Source organism: Glutamicibacter endophyticus (genome assembly GCF_048457885.1).
Lineage (GTDB): Bacteria > Actinomycetota > Actinomycetes > Actinomycetales > Micrococcaceae > Glutamicibacter > Glutamicibacter endophyticus.
Map to the genome: position 1 here is coordinate 2,089,139 of NZ_CP174200.1, position 23,044 is coordinate 2,112,182.

Below are 23,044 nucleotides of genomic sequence, written 5' to 3' on the forward strand. Positions count from 1 at the left end.
CCACCCGGTGGCGTTACGCGACGAGTAACGCCACCGCCACGTAGGAGGTCAGCACGCTGGCGAGCATCCATTCGGCTTGCGACCCGGTGTCGCCAAGCACGGGGATCGCAATGCGCCCGTTGCCCTTCCAGCACAGGCCAATCCCGGGGATCTTGCGGAACCACCGCGGGGACTTGATCTTGATGGGCCACAACAGATTGCAGCCACCGGTGGTGAGCATATCCCCCAGCACATGCACGATCACACCCAGCGCCACCGCTAACGGGAACCACGCGCGATCGGCTGGGGCGTTCATCCCCACGAAGGCGCCGGCGGACAGCGCGATCACCCAGCACAGTAGCTCGGGCATGAATTTCATCGTCTTCACGGCGAAGGAAATCAGCACGATGCTAAAGAGCGCCGCGCCCGGATAAATCACCCCGAAGGCGCTGGTCTGCATCGACCAGCGGTCGGCGAGCCACGCCAACGCGACGAAAAACCCCACCCCGAGCAGGGAGTGCGTCCCATTGCGGTGTCCGCCAAAGACCGTGCCAATGACCCGGGTAATGAGATTCGAAATCGGTGGCAACGAGCGAGAGATGGTGGCGCCATGATGATCGGCATCCGGCAAAAGCGCCGCACCTGCGCAGACAATGGCCCCGGCCAAGGTTTCCCAACGGTTGGTTTCGAGTACGCCGAAGCCCAGGTGTGCCGCGCCGAGTGCTACCGGTGTTGTTAATGCCAGCCACGCGGCTGCGCCGCTCATGGCATGGTGTCCGCCCATCATGCACTCCACTTTAGGACTGGTCACCGACGTTTTAGCCGCCCGGCGCGGAGTAAGCTTGAACACATGGCAACCATTCGCGAAGCACAGATCGGCGATTGCGCCGACATCCTTGAGCTCATCCAAGAACTGGCCGACTATGAGCGGGAACCCGATGCGGTGCGCAATACCGTTCCCGATCTGGAGGCCCACCTCTTTTGCCCGAACCCGCAGGTCTTCGCCCATGTGGCCGAGGACGCAGGTCAGATCGTCGGCGTCGCCCTCTGGTACTTGACCTACTCCACCTGGGAGGGCCGCCACGGCATCCACCTCGAGGACCTCTACGTGCGCGAATCCCAGCGCGGACGCGGCACCGGGGCGGCACTGTTGCACACCCTGGCCGAAATCGCGGTGTCCCGCGGCTACCGCCGGGTCGAATGGGCGGTGCTGGACTGGAACACTCCGGCCATCGAGTTCTACGACGCACTCGGTGCATCCTCCATGGACGGTTGGACCACGCGTCGGCTCGACGGTGCGGCGCTCGAAGCCCTCGGCGGTGTGCAGGCGGCACGCTCATGAACTACGAAGGAATGACCGTCACCGAGCACCGTCTCATGGTGCCGCTGGACCATGCCCAGCCCACCGGCGAGCAGATTGAAATCTTCGCGCGCGAGGTCAGCGTGGATCAGGACAAGCCGTGGCTGCTCTATCTGCAGGGTGGACCGGGCGGTAAGTCCCCGCGCCCCGCCACCCTCTCGGGGTGGCTCGCGGAGGCGGTGAAGCATTTCCGGGTGCTGCTGCTCGACCAGCGCGGCACCGGCCTGTCCACACCGGCGAACCGACAGTCGCTTGGACTCCGCGGAGATCCGGCGGCGCAGGCCCGCTATTTGATGCATTTCCGCGCGGACTCGATTGTCCGCGATGCCGAGGCCTTGCGTGAGCACCTGGGCATCGAGCAGTGGTCCACGCTCGGGCAGAGCTATGGCGGGTTCTGCACCCTGACCTACCTGTCGCTCGCCCCGCAGTCGCTAACGCGGTGCCTGGTCACCGGCGGACTGGCCTCCCTGGAGGCCGATGCCCGCACCGTGTATCGGGCCACCTACCAGCGCATGGCCGAACGCAACGAAGAGTACTTCTCCTGGTACCCGCAAGACCGCGAAACCCTGCACGCCATCTACGAGCATGTACGCCATAATGACGACGAGTTCCTGCCCGATGGACGCCGCGTCACCGTCCCGCTGGTGCAGATGCTGGGCCAGTACCTAGGCGGTAACGCCCGGGTGCACCAGTTGCATTTCGTCTTCGAGGAAGCCTTCATTAACACCCCGGGCGGGCGTCGCCTGTCCGATAGTTTTCTCACCGCCCTCTACGAGCAGGCCTCGCGCGCTTCCAACCCGCTCTACGCGGTGCTCCATGAGAGTATTTACGCTCAGGGCGAGGCCACGAATTGGGCCGCCGAAGCGGTCCTTGAGGAGTTCCCGGCCTTCGGTGCGCACGCGCCAACTCCCCTGTTGACCGGCGAAATGGTGTACCGCTGGTACTTTACCGAGGATCCGGCTCTTCGACCGTTGGAAGAAACGGCACGGATTCTGGCCGAACACGAGGGATTTGCCCCGCTCTATGATCTCGAGGTGCTGGCCACGAACACAGTGCCCGTGGCCGCCGCGGTGTATCACGACGACGTCTACGTCGATCGCGAGCTGTCTCTCCGCACCGCCGAGCAGGTTCGAGGACTCAAGGCCTGGGTGACCAAGGACTACCACCACGACGGCATCGGACAAGACGGACCGAAGATCTTCGCCAAATTGCTCGCGATGACCAACGAGTCGGAAGCCGAAACGGCTTCCGACTAACCACGACGCCCGGATCGGTAAGGCACCGGTCCGGGCGTTCGACCCTACCAGGCACGGCCCAGCGCCTAGCGGCCTCCCCATCCAGCCCTTTTGCGTGGCGCCGCATTCCGAACCCTTGAGAAATTACCGGTTCTCGACGCTCGCCCCGCGGCCTGTTCCGGCCTAGTCTCCGGATACCGGTCACCGGAATCCTCCGTCGAAGCTCTCATTCCCCGCACGCGAGCCCTTTGCCTTGAGAACCTCGAGATGGGGCACCCACGATTTCATTGTGCTTCAGGCTATGGTCCGGCGGTACGTGGAGCCTTCAGTCCCTTCGGTATCCACCGGCGACCTGTCAGCAGGCAGCCCGGAACACCAAACCATCAGGCACTCCTGTCTCGGGGTACGGAAAAGACCGGCAGGCACCCTCTTGGAAGGTGCCTGCCGGCCCGCATGCAGGCTGGGCCGCGGCTACGCGTCACCCACGAGAACATCCTGCACGACTTCTTCGCGCGTCTCATGCGCGGTACCGATATGGCTAAGTTTGTGTCCCGCCAAGATCAGAACCACGATCGCCACAACGACGGCCCCGGCGCCTAGCCAGTAAGGGGCTGCGGCCCCAGCCGCCGTGGCCAGTGGGCCTGCCACGGCTGGCGCCACCGCACCACCGAGAAAACGCACGCCCGAGTAAGTGCTACTGGCCACGTTACGTGGCAAGTCGGTGGCCTCCATCACTGCTTCGGTCAACGCCGTATTCATGATGCCCAGCACCAGTCCGGCGATAACCACGAGCACGATCAGCGCGACGAGCTGCGCATGGAATATCGCCATCAAGCCCAGCAGAATAGCCAAGGCCGCAAGCATCGTGAAGAGCACCGGACGCAGGCCGAAGCGGCGGGTGGCCGGTGGTGCAACAATGACCGAGGTAATTGCCAGCGCCAAACCCCAGCCAAAGAAGACGAAGCCCAGTTCGGTGGCCCCGAAGTCCATGCCCATCGCCTTAGCCGCAGCTTCTAGCGGGAACGGGGTGTAGGCCAGCAACACGAAGAATCCGAAGTTGTAGAACAGGGCGGTAATCGACAAGGCCAACAGCGCCGGGTTACGCAGGGCGCGGAAACTTGCGGTGATCGAAATCTTGGCCGGGGCCGGTGCGTCCTTGGGCAATCTCAAGAAGGCCACAATGGCGATGAGGGCGATGGCCATCAATGCGGCCGTGCCGAAGAACGGGCCACGCCACGACAAGGTTCCTAGGGCACCGCCGAGAAGCGGTCCGACGGCCATGCCAATGCCCAGCGCTGCTTCGTAAAGCACGATGGCCTGCCGGCTGCCGCCGCTGGCGGCCCCGACGATTGCCGCCAGCGCCGTGGAAAGGAACAGCGCGTTACCCAGTCCCCAGCCGGCACGGAACCCGAGGATCTGATTCACATCTGCACTGGCTCCAGCCAGCGCGGCGAAGACTACGATCAGCACGAGTCCCACCACGAGCGTCTTCTTGACGCCAATGTGGCCGGAGACCCAGCTGGTGAAGAACATGGCCAACCCGGTGATGAACAGGTAGCTGGTAAAAAGCAACATGGTCTGCGACTGGGATGCCTCAAGGGCCCGGCTGATAGCGGGCAAGATTGGGTCGACCAAGCCAATTCCCATGAAGGAGACCATGCAGGCAAAGGCGATTGCCCACACGGAACTCGGCTGTTTAAGCAGCGATGGCTGCTTCTGCGTCGTGTCACTCATTCGTTAGTACTCATTTTCCGGTTGCGTAGTTTTTCTCGCTCAAAGCATGCTCTTGTAAACGACCGGCCACGTGCTCAAGGATTCCGGCGCTTCGGGCCAGTAGGTCAAATTCTTCGGCCGAGAGCCCATCCATGGCGAAATCGAGGGCGGCCGCGGCACGGTGCCGGTAGGCCAAAACCTCTTCATGCCCACGTTCGGTGAGCTCGGCCAGGAGGGCGCGACGATCATGATCATCAGGCACCTTGCGCACAAGCCCCTCGGCCTCGAGCCGAGAAATCAGCGAGGTCATTGTGGGTTGCGCGATGCGTTCATCGGTGGCAAGATCGCCGATCCGGCGTGGCCCCGACGTGGCCAGCGTGCCCAGCACGCGCCAGGCGGAAACCGAGCGTCCGTCTCCCACGATGCGGCCGAGGTAGCGGGAAATAGACCCGGCAACGCGGGATACTCTCTCGGCGGTGTCGTCGGTAACGGACGAGACGCCCGATCGTTTAGTTGGCATGTTTCAACTATAACGCAAAATACATAGCCTAGCTATGCAAATTACTGTGAGAAAACACAAAGGCGGCCCGAACGTTCAACGTGGTGAACGTTCGGGCCGCCTGAGCTACCGCAACAGTTAGGGGTTAGTGCCCGTCGTTTGCGCCATTTTTCTCCGGCTCAATCGCATGAGTCGCGGCCTTCTCCGCCGCGCGACGACCCCACGGGGTCCACAGCGAGAGAATGGTTGCCACCACGATGGTGCCCAGAATGACCAGCAGCGATATGTTGGTCGGAATAACCGGAGCCCACTCGATCCCATGGCCGCCATTAATAAACGGCAGTTCGTTCTCATGCATCGCGTGGAAGACCAGCTTCACGCCGATGAACGCGAGGATGAAGGAAAGTGCGTGCTTCAAGAACACGAGTCGGTTCATGAGGCCGCCAAGCAGGAAGTACAACTGCCGCAGACCCATTAGCGCGAAGATGTTCGCAGTAAACACGATGAACGCGTACTGGGTAAGGCCGAAGATCGCCGGAATCGAGTCCACCGCGAAGAGCAGGTCGGTCATGCCGATGGTAATGAAGACCATGACCATCGGGGTGAACAGCTTCTTGCCATCAACAACGGTGCGCAACTTGGCGCCGTCGTAGTCCTTAGAGACCGGCAATTTGGCGGTCAGCTTTTTGACCAGGCCGCTTTCCTCATCTTCGTCGTCCTCATCCTTCAACTGATGCCATGCTGTCCACAGCAGGAAGGCACCGAAGATGTAGAACACCCACGAGAAGTGCTCGATCACGGCAGCGCCCAGCAGAATGAAAATCGCACGGAGAATCAGCGCGATGATGATGCCGAACATCAGCACCTCTTGCTGATACTTTCGCGGCACCGCAAAGCGGGTCATGATGATGATAAAGACAAAGAGGTTATCAATGGATAGCGAGTATTCGGTGACCCAGCCAGCGTAGAATTCCTGGCCGATATCTGGGCCCGCCTGCCACCAAAGCAGCGCACCGAAGGCTATCGCGAGAGCGATATAGAAGCCGACGAATAGGCCAGCTTCCTTCATGGATGGCACATGCGGGCGCTTGACGACATAGAGCAAGTCGGCCAGCAGAATCAGGCAGAGAACCGCAAGAGAAATGATTTCGAATTGGAGCGTCAGTCCGGTATGACCCACGGACGACCGCCTTTCGTACTAAAGGGTTGGCAATGATCCGCAAGTCTCTCCACCGTGGTCTAATTCCACGGCCGCTGTGCCCGGTGCCTCGTCGTTGAGCCACGTGTTGACGTTCACAGCGCTTTAGGGATACTCCCCTACGCACGATAATCCAGTGTACCGCACGGCGACCTGCGCCTGTCTAGTACATGACAGCGCGACCACATCGGCTGACTAACCAGCAGGGTTTCGACAAAAGCATGGGGCGCGACCGGAGGATTCCGGATCGCGCCCCACAGGTAGAACCCAATGAACTTACTGGGTATTACCGAGTTTCCACGCTGACTAGCAAGGCTTCACGGCCCCGCTGATCGCCGCAGCGGACGAGCTGGTGGTGTGCACGTTGACCGTGAACTTGCCGGACTTCAGCGCCGCAACCTGCTCGGCGGTGAGCTCGTAGGAACCCGCGGCGCCACCACTGGTGTCACCGCTCACGGCTAGCTCCAACTCACCATCGCCGGTGTCGATCGAAGCCGAGGTCACGGCCGAGTCCATACCCGCATACAGGCAGGAAATCGAGAAGGTGTTCTCACTCAGGGTGCCCTGGCACTGACCCTTACCCGAAGCGTCGGCAGCGCCCTCAAGCAAGACCGTAAATTCGCTCTGCGCCGAGGCATCGGGGCTTTCGATCTGGTTGATCAAAGACAGCAGGCCGGAGAGCTGGTCGGCATTTAGCAGCTCCGACAGGCCTTCCTCACCCAGCAATTGAGTGACTGCATCGAGGCTCAGCAGATCGTCGGTCGATCCACCGCCCAGTAGACCACCCAGGGCATCGCCACCGAGCAGGCCGCCAACCAGGTCGCCGCCGAGCAGCCCGTCGGTGGTGTCGTCTCCGACCACGGAGGACAGCGACTCGAGAGTATTGATATTGTCGGTGATCTTTAGAATCTCAAGGATGCCAGTGGGGTTGCCGTTGGAGACATCTTCCAAGGCGGTTTCCCACAGCAGTCGCCACGTGTCGAAGTGATCACCGGCGAAGTTCTTGTACTCCTCCATATTGGTCAGCGTCTCAGGAGTGACGCGCTGCAAAATGGCCGAGGCGTCCGTGGTCTTCCACAGGTATTCGGGATCGGTAATCATTTCCGGGGAGGGCAGGCCCGGGATGATCAGGTCCGAGAGATCGGCGAGCTCCTCGGCGGAAGGCACATTCAAGGTCGTCAGGTCGTTGCTGTCGAGCGGAATGCCGATTCCTCCGCACGAGGTCAGTAGCGTGACATAGTCGGTGTTATGCCCCTTGACGTGGGAAGGATTAAAGACGGGAATCCAACCGAGTGGCCCACCATAGATATCGATGATTGGCATTTCGGAGTTGCCGATAGCACCACTGGCCAGCGACAGGACTAGGTTCTCGTAGGCCGGATCCGTGTGGTACTCGTTGATGTGAGCGAAGCTTCCGAGAGCGGGAATGCCATCCTCGTTGGCCCACATATGCTCCAGGAAGAACTCACATGCATCGCCGCCGCCATGCCCGTCGTGCTCTCCGGCGGCATTGCCTGCCGGAGCAGCCGCTAGGCCACCGCCAACAACCAGCGCCGTTGCAGCCGCCGTCGCCGTCGAGGCTCGTAGCCACTTCTTACGGACCTGCGCAAACTTGCTCGTCATTCTATTCTCCATCTTCTCCACTGCACGCATCTCGGGGTGGAACCCGACTCAACGTGCAGGATGCAAATTACTGTGAAGCACCTGTGTAGTGGCAACTTCACCGCCGACACTATGCAACTTGGGTCACAAGGGTCAATACTTTTCGTTAACTCTTGGATAATTACACTGGCTAATTAGCAGCGCTATCACTGGGCAGAAATAATCAAAAAGATGGAAACATTAATATTTTGGCGAGTTTGCACATAGTTGCACTGAGCAAGAGGCAACCAAAATTTTTAGGTTAAACTACCGCCCCTGGACTGCTGACTCCGAGCAGTTGCCCCTCGTGTGTGGCATAGCGTGCGGACGTGCCTCGGCGAGCGTCGCAAGAGAGCACATGGGCATCGACCGCAGCTCCACGTCGGCATAAAAGACATAGCGGGGCTGGGCACAGCAGCCGTTCCGACCCCGGACTGCTCCGCGGCCTTACCGGTCCTCGAAATGAAAATGGGCGTGGGCAAAGCTCATCGCCCTGCCCACGCCCACCCTCAGCGGAATTTTGACGTCGCGCTACGCGTGGCCCGCATCCTTCATCTGGCGTAGTTCTTTCTTCAGCTCGGCCACCTCGTCGCGCAACCGGGCCGCGAGTTCGAACTGCAGCTCCGCTGCTGCCGCGTGCATTTGCTCGGTCATCTGCTCGATCTGTGTCAACAGGTCCTCGGCCGGGGCCGCGGCAAGCCCGTCCTTGCGGATGGTCGATGATGCCGAGCTACGCTTGGCGTTCTTCGCCAAACGATTATTGTTCAGCAGTTCCTGCGTGTCGGCGTCTTCTCGCGCCAACTGATCGGTGATGTCGGCGATCCGTTTGCGCAAGGGCTGCGGGTCGATACCGTGTTTTTCGTTGTGGGCACGCTGGATCGCTCGACGTCGGTTGGTTTCCTCAATGGCCTGATCCATGGCGTCGGTGATCTTGTCGGCATACATAATGACTTGGCCAGAGACGTTACGTGCGGCACGGCCAATGGTCTGAATCAACGACGTCGCTGAACGCAAGAATCCCTGCTTATCGGCGTCGAGGATCGCCACCAGGGAGACCTCTGGCAAATCCAAACCCTCGCGCAACAGGTTAATACCGACCAGCACGTCGAAGGAGCCCATACGCAGTTCGCGCAAAAGCTCCACGCGGCGGATCGTGTCCACATCCGAGTGGAGGTACTGGACACGCACCTGATGTTCGGTCAAATAGTCGGTAAGATCCTCGGCCATACGCTTGGTCAACGTGGTCACCAGAACACGCTCGTCGCGCGCCACGCGGCTACGGATCTCATCCAGCAAATCATCGATCTGACCCTTGGTGGGTTTGACGATGATCTCCGGATCGATCAATCCGGTTGGGCGGATAATCTGCTCGACGTAACCGTCGGACTTGCCCAGTTCGTACTTGCCCGGGGTCGCGGAGAGATAGACCGTCTGCCCGATGCGTTCCAAGAACTCATCCCACTTCAGCGGGCGGTTATCCATCGCCGAGGGAAGCCGGAACCCATGCTCTACCAGGGTGCGTTTACGGGACATATCGCCCTCATACATCGCACCGATCTGTGGCACGGTGACGTGCGACTCGTCGATCACCAGCAGAAAATCGTCCGGGAAGAAGTCCAGCAAACAGTGTGGGGCGCTGCCGGCCTCGCGGCCGTCAATATGGCGCGAGTAGTTCTCGATGCCATTGCAGAAGCCCATCTGCTCCATCATTTCCAGGTCATAGGTGGTGCGCATGCGCAACCGTTGGGCCTCGACGAGCTTATTTTGCGATTCGAGTTCGCGCAGGCGCTCCCCCAACTCATTTTCAATGCTCTTGATCGCCTTGCCCATGCGTTCGGCGCCGGCGACATAGTGGCTGGCCGGGAAGATATACATTTCGTTTTCTTCGCGGATCACTTCACCGGTCACCGGGTGCAGGGTGTAGATGGCCTCGATCTCATCGCCAAAGAACTCGATGCGCAACGCCTGTTCCTCGTACATGGGGATGATCTCGACCGTATCGCCCCGTACCCGGAAAGTTCCCCGGTGGAAGTCCATGTCGTTACGGGTGTACTGCATGGCCACGAATTGGCGCAACATATCATCGCGGTTGAGCTCCATGCCCTTCGCGACGGTCACCATCCCTGCCACATACTCTTCCGGGGTACCCAGACCGTAAATACAAGAAACCGTGGCAACCACGATGGTGTCGCGGCGCGTCAACAGGGAGTTCGTTGCCGAGTGGCGCAGGCGTTCAACTTCCTCGTTAATCGAGGAATCCTTCTCGATAAAGGTATCGGTCTGCGGCACATAGGCTTCGGGCTGGTAGTAGTCGTAATAGGAAACGAAATACTCCACCGCATTATTGGGCATAAGCTCGCGGAACTCATTGGCCAGCTGGGCGGCTAGGGTCTTGTTCTGCACCAGCACGAGCGTCGGACGCTGGACCTTTTCGACGAGCCACGCGGTGGTGGCCGACTTACCGGTACCCGTGGCACCGAGCAAGACGATGTCCTTTTCACCGGCGTTAAGCCGTTCGGCTAGTTCGGCAATGGCCTGCGGCTGATCACCGGCCGGCTCATATTCGCTGATGACCTCGAACGGGGCGACGACACGCTTAATCGGTTGCGCAAGACTCATGGTTCCAGCATAACCACGCCATCCCCCAAGTCGTACCGTTCCTAGCCAGCTACCACCGTGGCCTCAGGTGTTTTTCGTCGCCGGTCCTCTGGGGTTCGTTGCTGCCCTACCGTCGACGCCGGAGTTGACGGGTCGCGGCACGAGTGGCGGCCCGAGTAATAAAGCGCGCATAGAACGTCACGGCCAGCACCGTTGCGCTGAGCACACCGGCCAGCGCCAGCCACCCAGCCACGTAAACGCGCGCCGAATAGGGCCCCTCGCTAGCCCCGAACTCGTCACGTGCACCAAAGCCGAGCCAGATCACCAGCGACACGGCAAAACAGCCAAACATCGCCCATCGCGAAATACTCAGAGTTAGTTTCATGCGCTCACCAGCACCTGGAAGTTCGCGTCCACCTGATCACGCAGGGACTCAAGGCTCCCGTCGTTCTGCAACAGCACGTCGGCAACCGCGGCACGCTGCTCGTCGGAGGCCTGCGCGTCGATTCGAGCTTCGGCCTCCTGACGGGTCATCGCCCGATGCTCAAGCATCCGCGCAATCCGTAGTTCACGCGGCGCCACGACGACCCACACGCTATCGAAACGTTCGGCCTGTCCGGTTTCCACCAACAAGGGTATGTCTTCCACCACGACCTCAGCGGCGAGCGCGGCCTCACGTTGCCGAGTCGCCTCCGCCCTCACCAGCGGATGCACGATCGCATTCAACGCCTCGCGGGCCTGCGGGTCGGCAAACACGAGGCTTCCCAGCGCCGGCCGGTCCAACGAACCATCGGGCCCTAACACCTTCTCGCCGAAGCGTTCGCAAATCGCCGCGAGTCCGGGCGTGCCGGGCAACACCACGGCCCGGGCAATGGCGTCGGCGTCGATCAACACCGCCCCCAGTTCAACCAGGCGCTGCGCTACCGTCGATTTCCCCGAGGCGATGCCTCCGGTCAGTCCCACATGGATCATGTCCCCAAGACTACTAAACTGGTTAGGTGAGTAGCGAAAACCCGGCGGCCAGCCGCTATACAACGATCGCCACGGATGTTCTCCACGAGGTGGAGATCAAACGTTCGCGGTTCATCACCTACCTGCGCCGGGTGAGCGACGAACCAGCCGCGCGCGAACTGGTTGCCGAACTGCGCAAAAGTTACTTCGACGCCCGGCACCACTGCAGTGCATTCGTACTCGGCGCGGACCGCATGGTGCAACGTTCCAGCGATGACGGCGAACCCTCGGGGACCGCTGGCATCCCGATGCTGGAGGCGCTGACCAAACGCGACACCGGGCAGGGCACCGACCTCTCGGATATCGTCGCGGTCTGCGTGCGCTACTTCGGCGGTATCAAGCTCGGCGCCGGCGGGCTGGTTCGCGCCTATTCGGATTCGGTCTCCCAAGCGTTGGAACAGGCGCAGCTCTTGCGAGTTCAGCGCATGCATCGTTACACGCTGGACACCACGCACGCGCAGGCACCGCGCTACGAAAACGAGTTACGCGCCGCTGGCTTCCAGGTGGGCGAGACCACTTGGCATCCCGAGAGCGCGCAACTCACGCTGGCGATCGCCGACGAACCCGGGCGCAAGGAGACGCTGGAAGCCCACATAGCCTCGCTGACGGCCGGGGCCGGAACCTTGAACTACCTCGATCAACGATGGGTGGACCTACCGTGACCTCCGTGCTCGATTCGCTACGCCGTTGGCCCGACGTCGAAGCCGAGAACCTGCATGCGGTCGACGCCGCCGACCGACTCATCCTCGATACGGTGCAACAGTGGCCGGACACCGTGGCGGTGCTCGGCGACCATTACGGTGCCCTCACCCTCGGCGCCTTGGAAGCCGGGGCCGAGCGGGTGGTGGTGCACACCGATGCGCTCACCGCACGCCGCGCCATCGCGGCAAACCTCGAGCGGCTGCGACCCGACTGGCTGACGCGTGTGGACTTCCGGGACCCGGAGGATACGGTGCGCGACGCCGAACTCGTGCTGCTCCCGTTGCCCCGTGGTCTGGATGTTCTGCAGGAATACGCACACCTGATTGCCTCGCTGGCCTCGGCCGAGGTGGTGGTGCACGCGGGCGGGCGCATTAAACATATGAATCTGAGCATGAACGAGGTCTTGGCCACGATGTTCGAGCGCGTGGACGTCTCGCTGGCTCGTCAGAAGTCCCGGGTGCTCAGCTGCCGAACTCCACGCAGCGAACTTCCCGAGCCGCAGTATCCGCAGCACCGCACCCACCGGGTCGGCGACACGCAATTCACCCTGATCGCCGGGGCGCAGACCTTCGGGCAGGCCCGACTCGACCCGGGTACCCGGCTACTGCTCGACCACCTACCGGACCTGGGCGACGAACCCCGGCTGCTGGATCTGGCGTGCGGCAACGGCAGCATCGGCATCGTCGCCGCGCTGCGCTACCCGGGGCTGGAAGTCACCGCCACCGATCATTCGGCGGCCGCGGTGCACGCCACCCGGGCCGGTGCCGCGGCCAACGGTCTCGCGGCGCGGATCGAGGCACGGCAGGACGACGCGCTGAGCTCATGGCCCGACGCTTCGGCCTCACTGATCACCCTCAATCCCCCGTTCCATATGGGCAATACGGTGCACGCGGGCATTGCGTTGAAACTTATCGACGACGCGGCCCGTGTGCTGCGTGACGGTGGCCGGCTGATCTGCGTATACAACTCGCATCTGCGCTATCGCGCCGAACTCTCCCGGCGAGTCGGTCCCACCCAGCAGCTGGCACGTAACGAGAAGTTCACCCTCACCGTTTCAACCCGTCGACGCTAACCACACCGTTTTCAGCGCACCTCCTCCGCGCTTATCCACAGTGCGCCCACCGTCCACGGGATCCAGCTAGCTTGTCCGGTGTACTTGGCTCATGCAGCAGCGCACGTGCACCGAAGCAATCGAGCTGCTCGGGCAGGTTCTTGCAACCCCCGGGCGGCTCGAAGCCGAGGACCAACTGCGTCTGGCACGTCTGGCGGTGGAGATAGGGCAAACGCTCAGTACCTTGCCGGTCGACGATCCGCGCACCGCACTACTGCTGGCCGGCCTCGCCGAATCGCTGCACCACAGCAGCACACGGCTTCAGATACAGTCCGCCCACCTCGTGGAAACCACCCAGGCGCACACCCTGGAGGCCGACGAACTCGAGGAACTGCGCGCCTGTGAACAGCTCGGCACCCTTCCGGAACTTCGGCAGCCGCCACGGCGTTGCACGGGCCGAGCAACCTGCAAAGATCCCGCCGCGTTATTGAGCGCCTGGCTCACCATCGACGGTTTCGCAGCCCAACGGCGCATCGACGACGCCCACTACGTCATCGGCCAGTTCGATATGCACGCAAACCCGTGCGGACCGCAATTTACCCGCATTGCGCAACGTTTCCACGACAAAACCTGCCCGCCGCAACAGGCCCTCAACCTCGCCCGCCGGCTCGCCAAGCTCGAAACCCGTTCGGCCGACGAAAGCGAGCTCCCGGGCGCTACGGCGCTGACAACGAGCGGCAAACTCGTCGAGAAGGCCGCCGACGAACTACTCGACGAACCGGATCTGCGCACCCGCACGAGCGAACTGAACAAACTCTTCAAGGCGGCACGCAGCCAACGGCTCACCCAAGATCCGAGCGTCGAGGCCGGCCTCTTCCGCCGCGGCGAAAAACATGGTCTGCAGCACTACGAGCTTCTGGTTCAGGCCAGCGACGCCGAAGTTCTCGAGTCGCTCATCGTTCAGGCCGACAACCCGCGGACCAAGGCAGGTAGCGCAAGCCGCCAACCGGTACCGGACGGCACCGCTGCGGCACCGAGCGAGTACCCCGATTTCCTCACTCCGGCCGAAGCCAACCTCGGGCTCTGGAAGCCCATGCGTGAGCCAAGTGTTGGTCAACGCCGGCTCAAGGCTCTGCTGAATCTGCTCCAGTTTGATCTTCGCAAGCTTTCGGCCGGCACTGCACTCCACTGCGCCGAAGGCGAGCAAGATCTGGCGGACGGCACCGCTGAGACTTCCAATCCAGACGATGTGTCGCCCCTGGCCCCCGCAACGTCACCGGTCGAATCGCCAGCCCCTTCGGCGCTAGTGAGACCCACCGTCATCGTGCATTTGAAACTCGACGAGCTACTTGGCTTGGCGGATTCGGCCGGTGTCACCGAACATGGCTTGAATCTGACGGCCGCCGAACTCCGGCAGGTGCTAGCGAAGGCACAAATCATCCCGCTGGTGCTCGGGTCCCGCGGCGAAGTGTTGGATATTGGGCGCGCCGGCAGGCAGTTCCCGCGCGCCATGAGACGGGCAATCAAGGCACGAGACCGAGGGTGCGTGGTGCCTGGCTGCACCGTGCCGGTGGAATTGTGCGAAATCCACCATATTCAGTGGTGGTCGCGTGGTGGCCCGACCTCGGTCGCGAACGGAATGTGCGTCTGCAAAACACACCATATGGATATCCACGCCGGGCTGATTACTGCCTTGCCCAACCACGGGCTGCCGATGGTCATCCTGCCGCGCTACCAAGATCCGGAGCAAAAGCCACGTCGCAACCGGATCAACCAGCGAGCATTCGAGCTTTCCGCAACCGAGCCTCGAGCACCCGAGGCGCCTCCCATCGTGACCGTCGACCCCGGCGCTACGGCCGACGGCACCGGACGATCACCGTCCACGGAATAAACGAAAGGCCCAACCCGCGACGGGTTGGGCCTTTCGGCGATGCTCAACGAGAGTGAGCGGTCAACAATTAGTTGCCGGTCAGCTTCTCACGCAGGGCAGCCAGTGCTTCATCCGAAGCCAGGGTGCCTGCGTCGGTGGCTGGAGCCTCCGAGGAGTACGAAGCCGGTGCGGCTTCGGCGGCTACCGGCTCGGCAGCAGCGTCGGCTGCAACAGCAGCGGCAACCTGCTTCTTGTGAGCTTCCCAACGCTCCTGAGCGGCAGCGTACTGTGCCTCCCAAGCAGCGCGCTGGGTCTCGAAGCCCTCGAGCCACTCGTTGGACTCCGGGTCGAAGCCCTCTGGGTACTTGTAGTTGCCCTCTTCGTCGTACTCGGCAGCCATGCCGTACAGCGCCGGGTCGAACTCGGTGCCCTCTGGGTCAACGCCCTCGTTAGCCTGCTTGAGCGACAGCGAGATGCGGCGGCGCTCCAGGTCGATGTCGATGACCTTGACGAACAGCTCGTCGCCCACGGAGACAACCTGCTCGGCCAGCTCGACGTGGCGCACAGCCAGCTCGGAGATGTGAACCAGACCCTCGATGCCGTCCTCGACGCGCACGAACGCACCGAACGGAACCAGCTTGGTGACCTTACCCGGCACAACCTGGCCCAGGGCGTGGGTGCGGGCGAAGGTCTGCCATGGATCTTCCTGGGTAGCCTTCAGCGACAGCGAGACGCGCTCGCGGTCCAGGTCGACCTCGAGAACCTCGACGGTGACTTCCTGGCCAACCTCGACAACCTCGGACGGGTGGTCGATGTGCTTCCAGGACAGCTCGGAAACGTGGACCAGACCGTCCACGCCACCCAGGTCCACGAAGGCACCGAAGTTGACGATGGAGGAGACGACGCCCGGGCGAACCTGGCCCTTCTCCAGCTTGTTGAGGAAGGTCGAACGAACCTCGGACTGGGTCTGCTCGAGCCATGCACGGCGGGACAGCACAACGTTGTTGCGGTTCTTGTCCAGCTCGATGATCTTGGCTTCGATCTCCTGGCCGATGTAAGGGGCCAGATCGCGTACGCGACGCATCTCGACCAGCGATGCCGGCAGGAAGCCGCGCAGGCCGATGTCCAGGATGAGGCCACCCTTGACAACCTCGATGACGGTACCGGTAACGACGCCGTCCTCTTCCTTGATCTTTTCGATATCGCCCCAAGCACGCTCGTACTGAGCACGCTTCTTGGACAAGATCAGACGGCCTTCCTTGTCTTCCTTGGTCAGCACGAGGGCTTCGACGTTGTCACCAACGGTGACAACTTCGCCCGGATCAACGTCGTGCTTGATGGAAAGCTCGCGGGAAGGGATGACACCTTCGGTCTTGTAACCGATGTCGAGCAGGACCTCGTCGTGGTCAACCTTGACGACGGTGCCTTCGACGAGGTCACCATCGTTGAAGTACTTGATGGTGGCATCGACGGCGGCCAAGAAGTCCTCAGCAGTTCCAATGTCGTTGATGGCAACGACAGGTGCGCTGTTGTTCTCGTTCGAGGTGATGGTCATGTAGTAGGGACTCCGATGTGGATAGTTTATGGTCAGTCGAAACCCCGGAAGTCCCGGAATTTCGAGGTGTGTACTGCTTAGGGGCGTGCATGGCAAAGCCACGGCACACTTATCCATCCTACGCGCACCACTGCGCGCGGTCAAAGTCAAGTCGGATCGCCCCGAGACATTCTCGGGGTAATTCTCGACACATCCCGCCGCTAGAATTCGAACGGCGTATACGGCGTGCTGTGCGCCTCGAAAATCCGCCGTGCGCTCGATTCATCGGCCCCGGTGCGCCATGTCGCGGCACCCGCCTCGAGCAGATCCCCGATCGACCACTGGCCCAGATACAACCTGCCCAGTTCCGCCACATCAAGGCTGAGCATCGGCAGCTCGCCATATTCCTCGGCGGCAACGCGGCAGACCGTTGGCTGGCCGCTGGTGACTTCGAGCAGATAGATTCCTTCCGCAATGCCTAAACGGTCGGCGACGTTTACAAGCAAGCGTCCGTCGTTGACGTATCCGCGTGCCGTGAGCGCGGCCACCGGGTTGAGCACGCGCAACCACAACGAGTCCTCCAGCGACCGCACGGTGTATTGGCGCTCGTCGCGTAGCTGAAGCCGCAAGGGTTCGTGCACCGGGCCCGAGCCGCGGATTTGTTCGATCAGGTCGTGGTTGGCCAGATGCTGCAGCAAGGCGACCCGTGCTTGTGCTGTGCTCGCCACTAGGCCGCGGATCTGCATGGTGTCGGCGCCCTGATGATCGGCGTACTTGTAGCACACCATCCCAGTGATTTGTTGGTGCTCATCCCGATAGGCGGCCCAGCGTAAGTTCTTCGGCTCGGTGAGGGTATCCCATCCGTCCCACTGCCCCAGCAGGTATCCCTCGTCGAAGGGAGCGGCATCCACGGCACCGAAACTGCTATGCAGGGTCCGTTCGGCCAACTCCTGAAAGGCGCCGTCCATCCGCTGGCCGGTGACTTCTTCCACGCGACCAGGCACGGGGAAACGTAGTTCCAGACCCTGTCGGCAGTGCACGGTAAAGGCGGCCCGGTAGCTGGCCGCGCCAAAGCCGAACCGTCCATAAATCCCCGCCTCGCTGGCAGTCAGTACCGCCAACGGGTACTGCTCGGCAGCCTCCCGCAGATCGGCAGCGATCTGCTGCGAAAGCAATCCCTTGCGGCGGTAGGCCGGACTCACGGTGACGGCCGTGATCTTATGCACCGGTACCGGGTTTGCTCCCCCGGCATTTAGTCGTCCACCGAATCCGGCGTAGGTCAGCACCGGATCTTCGGCATGCCGACTCTCGGGCGACGCCGAGCGGTCAAATACCATCCGCATCAGCAGACGCTGAGCACGGGCGATCTTTAAGAAAACCTCGCGGCCTGCGGCCTCGGTCACCGCCTCATGGAATCCGATAGCGGTGGCACGCTGGAACTGTTCGACAACACCGGCCGTATCTGAACTTGGGTCATCGGCGCGGCGCACCTGGGTTTCGAACTCTTCGGAAACGCTCATCTATTTCTCCTTAGTGGGCCGCATCGTGCCAGGTGGCACCGGTACCGGGCTGCACGTCAAGCGGTACCCGAAGTTGCGCGGCATGCTCCATCTCATAGGTCACCAGCTCGGTCACCGCGTCCAATTCACCCAGGGCGATTTCCACGACGAGTTCGTCATGGACCTGGAGCAGCATCCGCGAGGAGAACTTTCCTTCGCGAAGCCGCCGGTCGACATTGAGCATGGCGATCTTCACCAGATCGGCCGCGGAGCCCTGAATCGGCGCGTTCAGCGCGGCGCGTTCAGCGATCTGACGCAGGTTACGGTCCGAACTGTTCAGCTCTGGCAAGTAGCGACGACGCCCGAAGATCGTTTCCGTGTAGCCATCACGACGTGCCTGCTCCACCACGGAACGTAGATAGGTGCGCACGGCACCGAATCGATCAAAGTAGTCCTTCATCAGCGTGCGCGCTTCGTCGACGGAAATTTTAAGCTGCTTGGACAAGCCGAAGGAACTCAACCCGTAGGCCAAGCCGTAGCTCATCGCCTTGACCTTCGAGCGCATCTCCGAGGTGACATCTTCCGGAGCGACGTCAAAGACGCGCGAGCCGACATAGCGGTGCAGATCCTCGCCGTTCTGGTAGGCCTCGATCAGACCCTCGTCACCGGATAGGTGCGCCATGATACGCATTTCGATCTGCGAGTAGTCCACGGTCAGTAGGGTTTCGTAGCCTTCGCCGACGACGAACACATCGCGAATGCGTCGGCCCTGCTCGGAGCGAATCGGGATGTTCTGCAAGTTCGGGTTCAGGCTGGAGAGTCGGCCGGTGGCCGCTACGGTCTGTGCGTAGGTGGTGTGAATCCGTCCGTCTTGGGTGACGAACTTCAGCAGACCATCCACCGTCTGACGTAGCTTGCTGGCGTCGCGGTACTCCATCAGCGCCACCAGGAACGGATGTTCGGTGCTGATCAACAAGTCCTGCAAGGATTCGGCGTCGGTGGTGTACCCGGTTTTGATCTTCTTGGTCTTCGGCAACTGCAACTCTTCGAACAGCACCACCTGCAGCTGCTTGGGGCTCGAGAGGTTAACCTCATGGCCGATCGCCGCATAGGCTCCAGCCGTGGCACGCTCGACCAGGGTCGTGAAGTGCTCGCGCAGCTCCAGCAGGCGTTCGCGGCTCACGGCCACACCAGCTTGCTCCATGTCGAAGAGCACCGGAATCAGTGGCAATTCCATGTCGCGGGCCAATGCGTCGGCGTGCTTCTGCGCCATTTCGGTGTCCAGGTATGCCGAAAGGTCGTGCACCGCCTGGGCCTGACGCAGAGTTGGCTCGGCCAAATCACCGCTCAGCTGCAGGTCGAGTTCACCGGCCTTCGGTGCCGGAGGCTTCGCCAGCGCGTAGCCCAGATGGTACTGCACCAGATCGGCAAGCTCGTGGCTCCGGCGATCCGGTTGGATCAGGTAGGCGCTGATCAGCGTGTCGTCGGCAATGCCGGCCAGTGTCAGGCCGTGCTGGTGCAACAGGTGCATCGCGGCCTTGGAGTCATGGAGCACCTTAGGCTGATTCTCATCGGCTAGGAACTCGGAGAGCACGGCACGGCGCGGTTCATCCAACGCCCCAAGTTCGAGCCAGCATCCATCCAATTCCCGGAAGAGAGCCAGACCAACCAGCTCACCACCAACCACCGCGAGGTGTACGGTAATGCGCTGATCTTTGCCAGCGGATAGGAACTCTTTGAGCTCCGCGACACTGGCCACGGAAATCTCATTGATTTCCGCGACCTCCACCTGTGTCTCTTCTTCCGCTGCCGCAAAGTGGTCGAAGAGTCGTTTACGCAGGGTGTTGAATTCCAACGCGTCGAAAAGATTCTCGATCTCTTCGCGATTCGGCGTACCGAGTTCGGTATCGTCCAGCGTCACCGGCAGCTCGAGATCGCCAAGTAGTTGGTTCAGTCGACGGTTACGCTTCACGCTCTCGACATGCTCGCGGAGGCTTTCGCCGACCTTGCCCTTGATCGAGTCAATATTCTCCAGCACACCATCGAGGTCACCGTAGAGGTTCAGCCACTTGGCGGCCGTCTTCGGGCCAACGCCCGGCACGCCGGGCAGGTTATCGGCCGATTCGCCAACCAGCGCGGCCAGATCCGAATAACGTTCCGGGCGTACAAGGTATTTGGCCTCGATCGCTTCGGCGTCCATCGGCGGGATGTCGCTAATACCCTTCTTCGGGTAGAGCACCAGAGTCTTGTCGGTGATCAGCTGGAAAGCATCGCGATCCCCGGAGACCACCAACACCTCAAAGCCGGCGGCTTCGCCCTGCTTGGAGAGCGTGGCCAGAATATCGTCCGCCTCATAGCCATCAAGCGAGATGCACGGAATATTCATCGCCTTCATGACCTGCTGGATCAGGTCGATCTGACCGTAAAACTCCTCGGGGGTCTTATTACGCCCACCCTTGTACTCGCCATACTCGGTCGACCGGAACGTCGGAGTATCGAGGTCGAAGGCCACCGCCACGTGGGTGGGCTTCTGTTGCCGGAGCATCGTCAGCAGCATCGAGACGAAACCGTGCACGGCGTTGGTGTGTTGCCCGGTGCTCGTCGCAAAGTTTTCGGCCGGCAGCGCATAGAAGGCGCGGAATGCCATGGAGTGGCCGTCGATGATCAGCAGTCGTTTGTCCGACGATTCGTGCGTCGTGGTTGTTTCGCTCACACCTGCCAGCCTAGTGGGCTGAGTAGACATTTTCACTTCCGAAACGGCGAAATTTTCGCCACAACCCGGCTCCGGTCAGGCACGCTCGATGCTGTAACCAGCCAGACGCATGCCGTGGGATAGTTGCTCGGCCTCTAGCAGCCGCACCCGCGCCTTGACGTTTCGACCGATCAGCGGGTGCCCCGAACCGAGCAACACCGGATAGGTCAGCACCCAAATTTCATCAAGCACCCCGGCATCGAGCAGTGCACCGGCGATATCGGAACCGCCAAAGACCCACACGTCCTTGGCTCCGGCACTGCTTGCAATGTCGTCATGCCAGAAACTTTCGCTACCCCTGATGAAGGTCAGGTCGGCAACGGCAACGGTAGGCAGTTCGTGGTGGGTAAAAACCCAAACCGGCAGGCGCCCAAAGGGCCAGCTTCGACTACCTTCGGCCACCTCGCGGGCGATCCCCGCATAGGCCTTGCCGCCGATGACAACGGCCCCAATTCCTTGGGCAAACGCGCGGTAGGTGTCCGCGACCTGCTCTTCAACCTCCGGCTCCGAAGACCACAAAGACAGCCCCTCTCGATCGGCAATCAATCCGTCGAGAGAGGCTGTCACAAAGTATTTGAAGCTCGTCATGGCACCAGTGTATGCCTTAGCTCACAGGCCGGTCAGCTAAAGCCGAGAATGTTCTCACTCAGCACTGGAACGATCAACACGATGCCGAACAACACGATCAACCCGCACACGGCAAAGAAGAAAACTGCGCCGATCTTGTTGAGCATGGCGGTCGAGCCACCATCGCGCGCAACGGCCAGAAGACGCACGGCGAACGAGTATGCTGCGACGATGCACATGGCCGAGACCCAGGTGACAACGGCAACGATGCCAAAGGCTGCCCAATCGATCATTTCTTCTGTCCCTTCTCGGTGCCCTGCGTCGAATCAGTGCCAGATTCGGTCTCACCGGACGTCTCGGACGACACCGCCGCTGGTTGTTTCGCCTGCTTGGCGGCCTTCTGTTCCTTTTCGGCGGCCTTGCGTGCGGCCCGCTCGCGCTTGCGGCGTTCCTTCTTCGACAAAATGTTGACCGCGGCACCCGAGTTATCGATATCGCTCATGGCGTTCTCGTGGCCAACCACCTCACGGCGAGACAGCACCCAGAAGACCACCAGTACGCCTACACCCAGAACAGCAACGGCTACGACACCGATGGTTCCTAGGTGGGCCAACGCTGCGGCAACGCCGCCAACAATCGCTGCGGCCGGCAGCGTGAACAGCCAACCCAATGCGATACGTCCGGCGGTTCCCCAACGCACTTCGGCGCCCTTACGGCCCAGCCCCGAACCGATCACGGAACCGGAGGCCACCTGAGTGGTGGACAGGGCGAAGCCCAAGTGCGAGGAGGCGAGGATTGCAGAAGCCGTGGACACCTCGGCAGAGAAACCCTGTGCGGGCTTCACGTCCGTCAGGCCGGAGCCCATGGTGCGGATGATGCGCCAGCCACCGGTGTAGGTACCCAGTGCGATAGCCAGGGCACAGCTGGCAATAACCCACATGTGCGGGCCGGTGTTTGCTTCCTGCAGGCCAGAGGCCACCAGGGTCAGGGTGATAACACCCATGGTCTTCTGCGCATCGTTGGTACCGTGCGCCAGCGCCACCAGCGAGGAGGAGAAGATCTGGCCGTAGCGGAATCCGCCACGCTTCGGGGAGCTACCGGACTGACGGCGGGTAATCGAGTAGGCAAGCTTGGTGCACAGGTAGGCCGAAACACCGGCAATGACCGGGGCGCACAGTGCGGGCAGCAGCACTTTGGACAGCAAGACGCCGTAGTCCACGGCGCCAAAGCCGGCGCCGACGATGGCCGCACCGACCAGGCCGCCGAACAGGGCGTGCGAGGAGCTGGAGGGAAGACCCAGCAACCAGGTCAGCACATTCCAAATGACGGCGCCCATGAGGCCCGCGAAGATCATATCCGGGGTAATACTCACCCCGGTCGCGGCATCCTCGTTGATAATGCCGCCGGAAATAGTCTTGGCCACTTCGGTGGACAAGAACGCACCGACGAGGTTCAAAATTGCGGCGAGAAGCACCGCTTTTTTCGGGGTGATGGCCCCGGTGGCGATGGGGGTGGCCATCGCATTAGCAGTGTCATGGAAACCATTGGTGAAGTCGAAGAACAACGCCAATGAAATGACAAGGACGACGATAAGCGTCAAATCCATGTAGTACCAGCCTGGGGGTCGTGTGACAAAAGATCAGGTCTACCTAAAGGTGCCGCACTCCCCGACGCATTCACGCATCATGCAATTGGGCAGCAACTCTCCAGGCGCAGAATCAATCTTATGCCCCCTGAACCATGAGTCAATCTGGTAACCACCTGCGAATTTGCGTCTAAGGGATGTCAATTCCCGAGCTGATCGGCGGTGATCACCACTAAATAGCCGGTGAACC

At 61.5% G+C, this 23,044-nt stretch carries 19 protein-coding genes; 5 read left to right on the forward strand and 14 right to left on the reverse strand.

What is annotated here, in order from left to right:
- Positions 1-13: 13 nt before the first annotated feature.
- Complete coding sequence (locus ACJD00_RS09735) at positions 14-766, reverse strand: metal-dependent hydrolase (RefSeq protein WP_418906847.1); 753 nt, start codon at positions 764-766, stop codon at positions 14-16.
- 63 nt (positions 767-829) lie between these two features.
- Here ACJD00_RS09735 and ACJD00_RS09740 point away from each other — a divergent pair, with 63 nt between their 5' ends.
- Both ACJD00_RS09740 and ACJD00_RS09745 read left to right on the forward strand, forming a co-directional pair.
- A complete protein-coding gene (locus ACJD00_RS09740) occupies positions 830-1,321 on the forward strand; it encodes an N-acetyltransferase family protein (RefSeq protein WP_418906848.1) in 492 nt (163 codons plus the stop codon).
- The gene (locus ACJD00_RS09745) at positions 1,318-2,595 is read left to right on the forward strand and encodes an alpha/beta fold hydrolase (protein ID WP_418906849.1); all 1,278 of its coding nucleotides are present in this window, start codon (positions 1,318-1,320) and stop codon (positions 2,593-2,595) included. The genes ACJD00_RS09740 and ACJD00_RS09745 overlap by 4 nt, the downstream gene beginning before the upstream one ends.
- A 450-nt stretch (positions 2,596-3,045) precedes the next feature.
- Here ACJD00_RS09745 and ACJD00_RS09750 read toward each other — a convergent pair whose 3' ends face one another.
- The 7 genes from ACJD00_RS09750 to coaE form a co-directional block, all read right to left on the reverse strand.
- Positions 3,046-4,308: an MFS transporter gene (locus ACJD00_RS09750; protein ID WP_418906850.1), complete on the reverse strand. Its 1,263-nt coding sequence runs from the start codon at positions 4,306-4,308 to the stop codon at positions 3,046-3,048.
- Positions 4,309-4,318: 10 nt separating this feature from the next.
- The gene (locus ACJD00_RS09755) at positions 4,319-4,807 is read right to left on the reverse strand and encodes a MarR family winged helix-turn-helix transcriptional regulator (protein ID WP_418906851.1); all 489 of its coding nucleotides are present in this window, start codon (positions 4,805-4,807) and stop codon (positions 4,319-4,321) included.
- A gap of 124 nt (positions 4,808-4,931) precedes the next feature.
- On the reverse strand, positions 4,932-5,966 hold the full coding sequence (locus ACJD00_RS09760) for a TerC/Alx family metal homeostasis membrane protein (RefSeq protein WP_418906852.1): 1,035 nt from the start codon (positions 5,964-5,966) through the stop codon (positions 4,932-4,934).
- A gap of 324 nt (positions 5,967-6,290) precedes the next feature.
- Positions 6,291-7,607 (reverse strand): CHRD domain-containing protein, encoded by a 1,317-nt coding sequence (locus ACJD00_RS09765; RefSeq protein WP_418906853.1) that lies wholly within the window; start codon positions 7,605-7,607, stop codon positions 6,291-6,293.
- Positions 7,608-8,156: 549 nt separating this feature from the next.
- On the reverse strand, positions 8,157-10,244 hold the full coding sequence (gene uvrB, locus ACJD00_RS09770; RefSeq protein ID WP_418906854.1) for an excinuclease ABC subunit UvrB: 2,088 nt from the start codon (positions 10,242-10,244) through the stop codon (positions 8,157-8,159).
- Between the two features lie 106 nt (positions 10,245-10,350).
- Positions 10,351-10,608: a hypothetical protein gene (locus ACJD00_RS09775; RefSeq protein ID WP_418906855.1), complete on the reverse strand. Its 258-nt coding sequence runs from the start codon at positions 10,606-10,608 to the stop codon at positions 10,351-10,353.
- A complete protein-coding gene (coaE, locus tag ACJD00_RS09780; RefSeq protein ID WP_418906856.1) occupies positions 10,605-11,195 on the reverse strand; it encodes a dephospho-CoA kinase in 591 nt (196 codons plus the stop codon). The genes ACJD00_RS09775 and coaE overlap by 4 nt, the downstream gene beginning before the upstream one ends.
- A 26-nt stretch (positions 11,196-11,221) precedes the next feature.
- Here coaE and ACJD00_RS09785 point away from each other — a divergent pair, with 26 nt between their 5' ends.
- The 3 genes from ACJD00_RS09785 (at position 11,222) to ACJD00_RS09795 (ending at position 14,878) form a co-directional block, all read left to right on the forward strand.
- A complete protein-coding gene (locus ACJD00_RS09785; protein ID WP_418906857.1) occupies positions 11,222-11,896 on the forward strand; it encodes a YigZ family protein in 675 nt (224 codons plus the stop codon).
- On the forward strand, positions 11,893-13,008 hold the full coding sequence (locus ACJD00_RS09790) for a class I SAM-dependent methyltransferase (protein ID WP_418906858.1): 1,116 nt from the start codon (positions 11,893-11,895) through the stop codon (positions 13,006-13,008). Before ACJD00_RS09785 ends, ACJD00_RS09790 begins: the two co-directional genes overlap by 4 nt.
- A 91-nt stretch (positions 13,009-13,099) precedes the next feature.
- A complete protein-coding gene (locus ACJD00_RS09795) occupies positions 13,100-14,878 on the forward strand; it encodes a DUF222 domain-containing protein (RefSeq protein WP_418906859.1) in 1,779 nt (592 codons plus the stop codon).
- A gap of 67 nt (positions 14,879-14,945) precedes the next feature.
- Here the strand turns inward: ACJD00_RS09795 and rpsA are convergent, their stop codons facing one another.
- From rpsA to ACJD00_RS09825, 6 genes are all read right to left on the reverse strand, one after another.
- Positions 14,946-16,412 (reverse strand): 30S ribosomal protein S1, encoded by a 1,467-nt coding sequence (rpsA, locus tag ACJD00_RS09800; RefSeq protein WP_309406726.1) that lies wholly within the window; start codon positions 16,410-16,412, stop codon positions 14,946-14,948.
- Between the two features lie 200 nt (positions 16,413-16,612).
- Complete coding sequence (locus ACJD00_RS09805; RefSeq protein WP_418906860.1) at positions 16,613-17,911, reverse strand: GNAT family N-acetyltransferase; 1,299 nt, start codon at positions 17,909-17,911, stop codon at positions 16,613-16,615.
- Positions 17,912-17,921: 10 nt separating this feature from the next.
- On the reverse strand, positions 17,922-20,603 hold the full coding sequence (polA, locus tag ACJD00_RS09810) for a DNA polymerase I (protein WP_418906861.1): 2,682 nt from the start codon (positions 20,601-20,603) through the stop codon (positions 17,922-17,924).
- 75 nt (positions 20,604-20,678) lie between these two features.
- A complete protein-coding gene (locus tag ACJD00_RS09815) occupies positions 20,679-21,230 on the reverse strand; it encodes a dihydrofolate reductase family protein (protein WP_418906862.1) in 552 nt (183 codons plus the stop codon).
- Positions 21,231-21,262: 32 nt separating this feature from the next.
- Entirely contained in the window at positions 21,263-21,502 is a 240-nt protein-coding gene (locus tag ACJD00_RS09820) for a hypothetical protein (protein WP_418906863.1), read from the reverse strand.
- A complete protein-coding gene (locus ACJD00_RS09825) occupies positions 21,499-22,815 on the reverse strand; it encodes an inorganic phosphate transporter (RefSeq protein ID WP_418906864.1) in 1,317 nt (438 codons plus the stop codon). Before ACJD00_RS09825 ends, ACJD00_RS09820 begins: the two co-directional genes overlap by 4 nt.
- Positions 22,816-23,044: the final 229 nt, after the last annotated feature.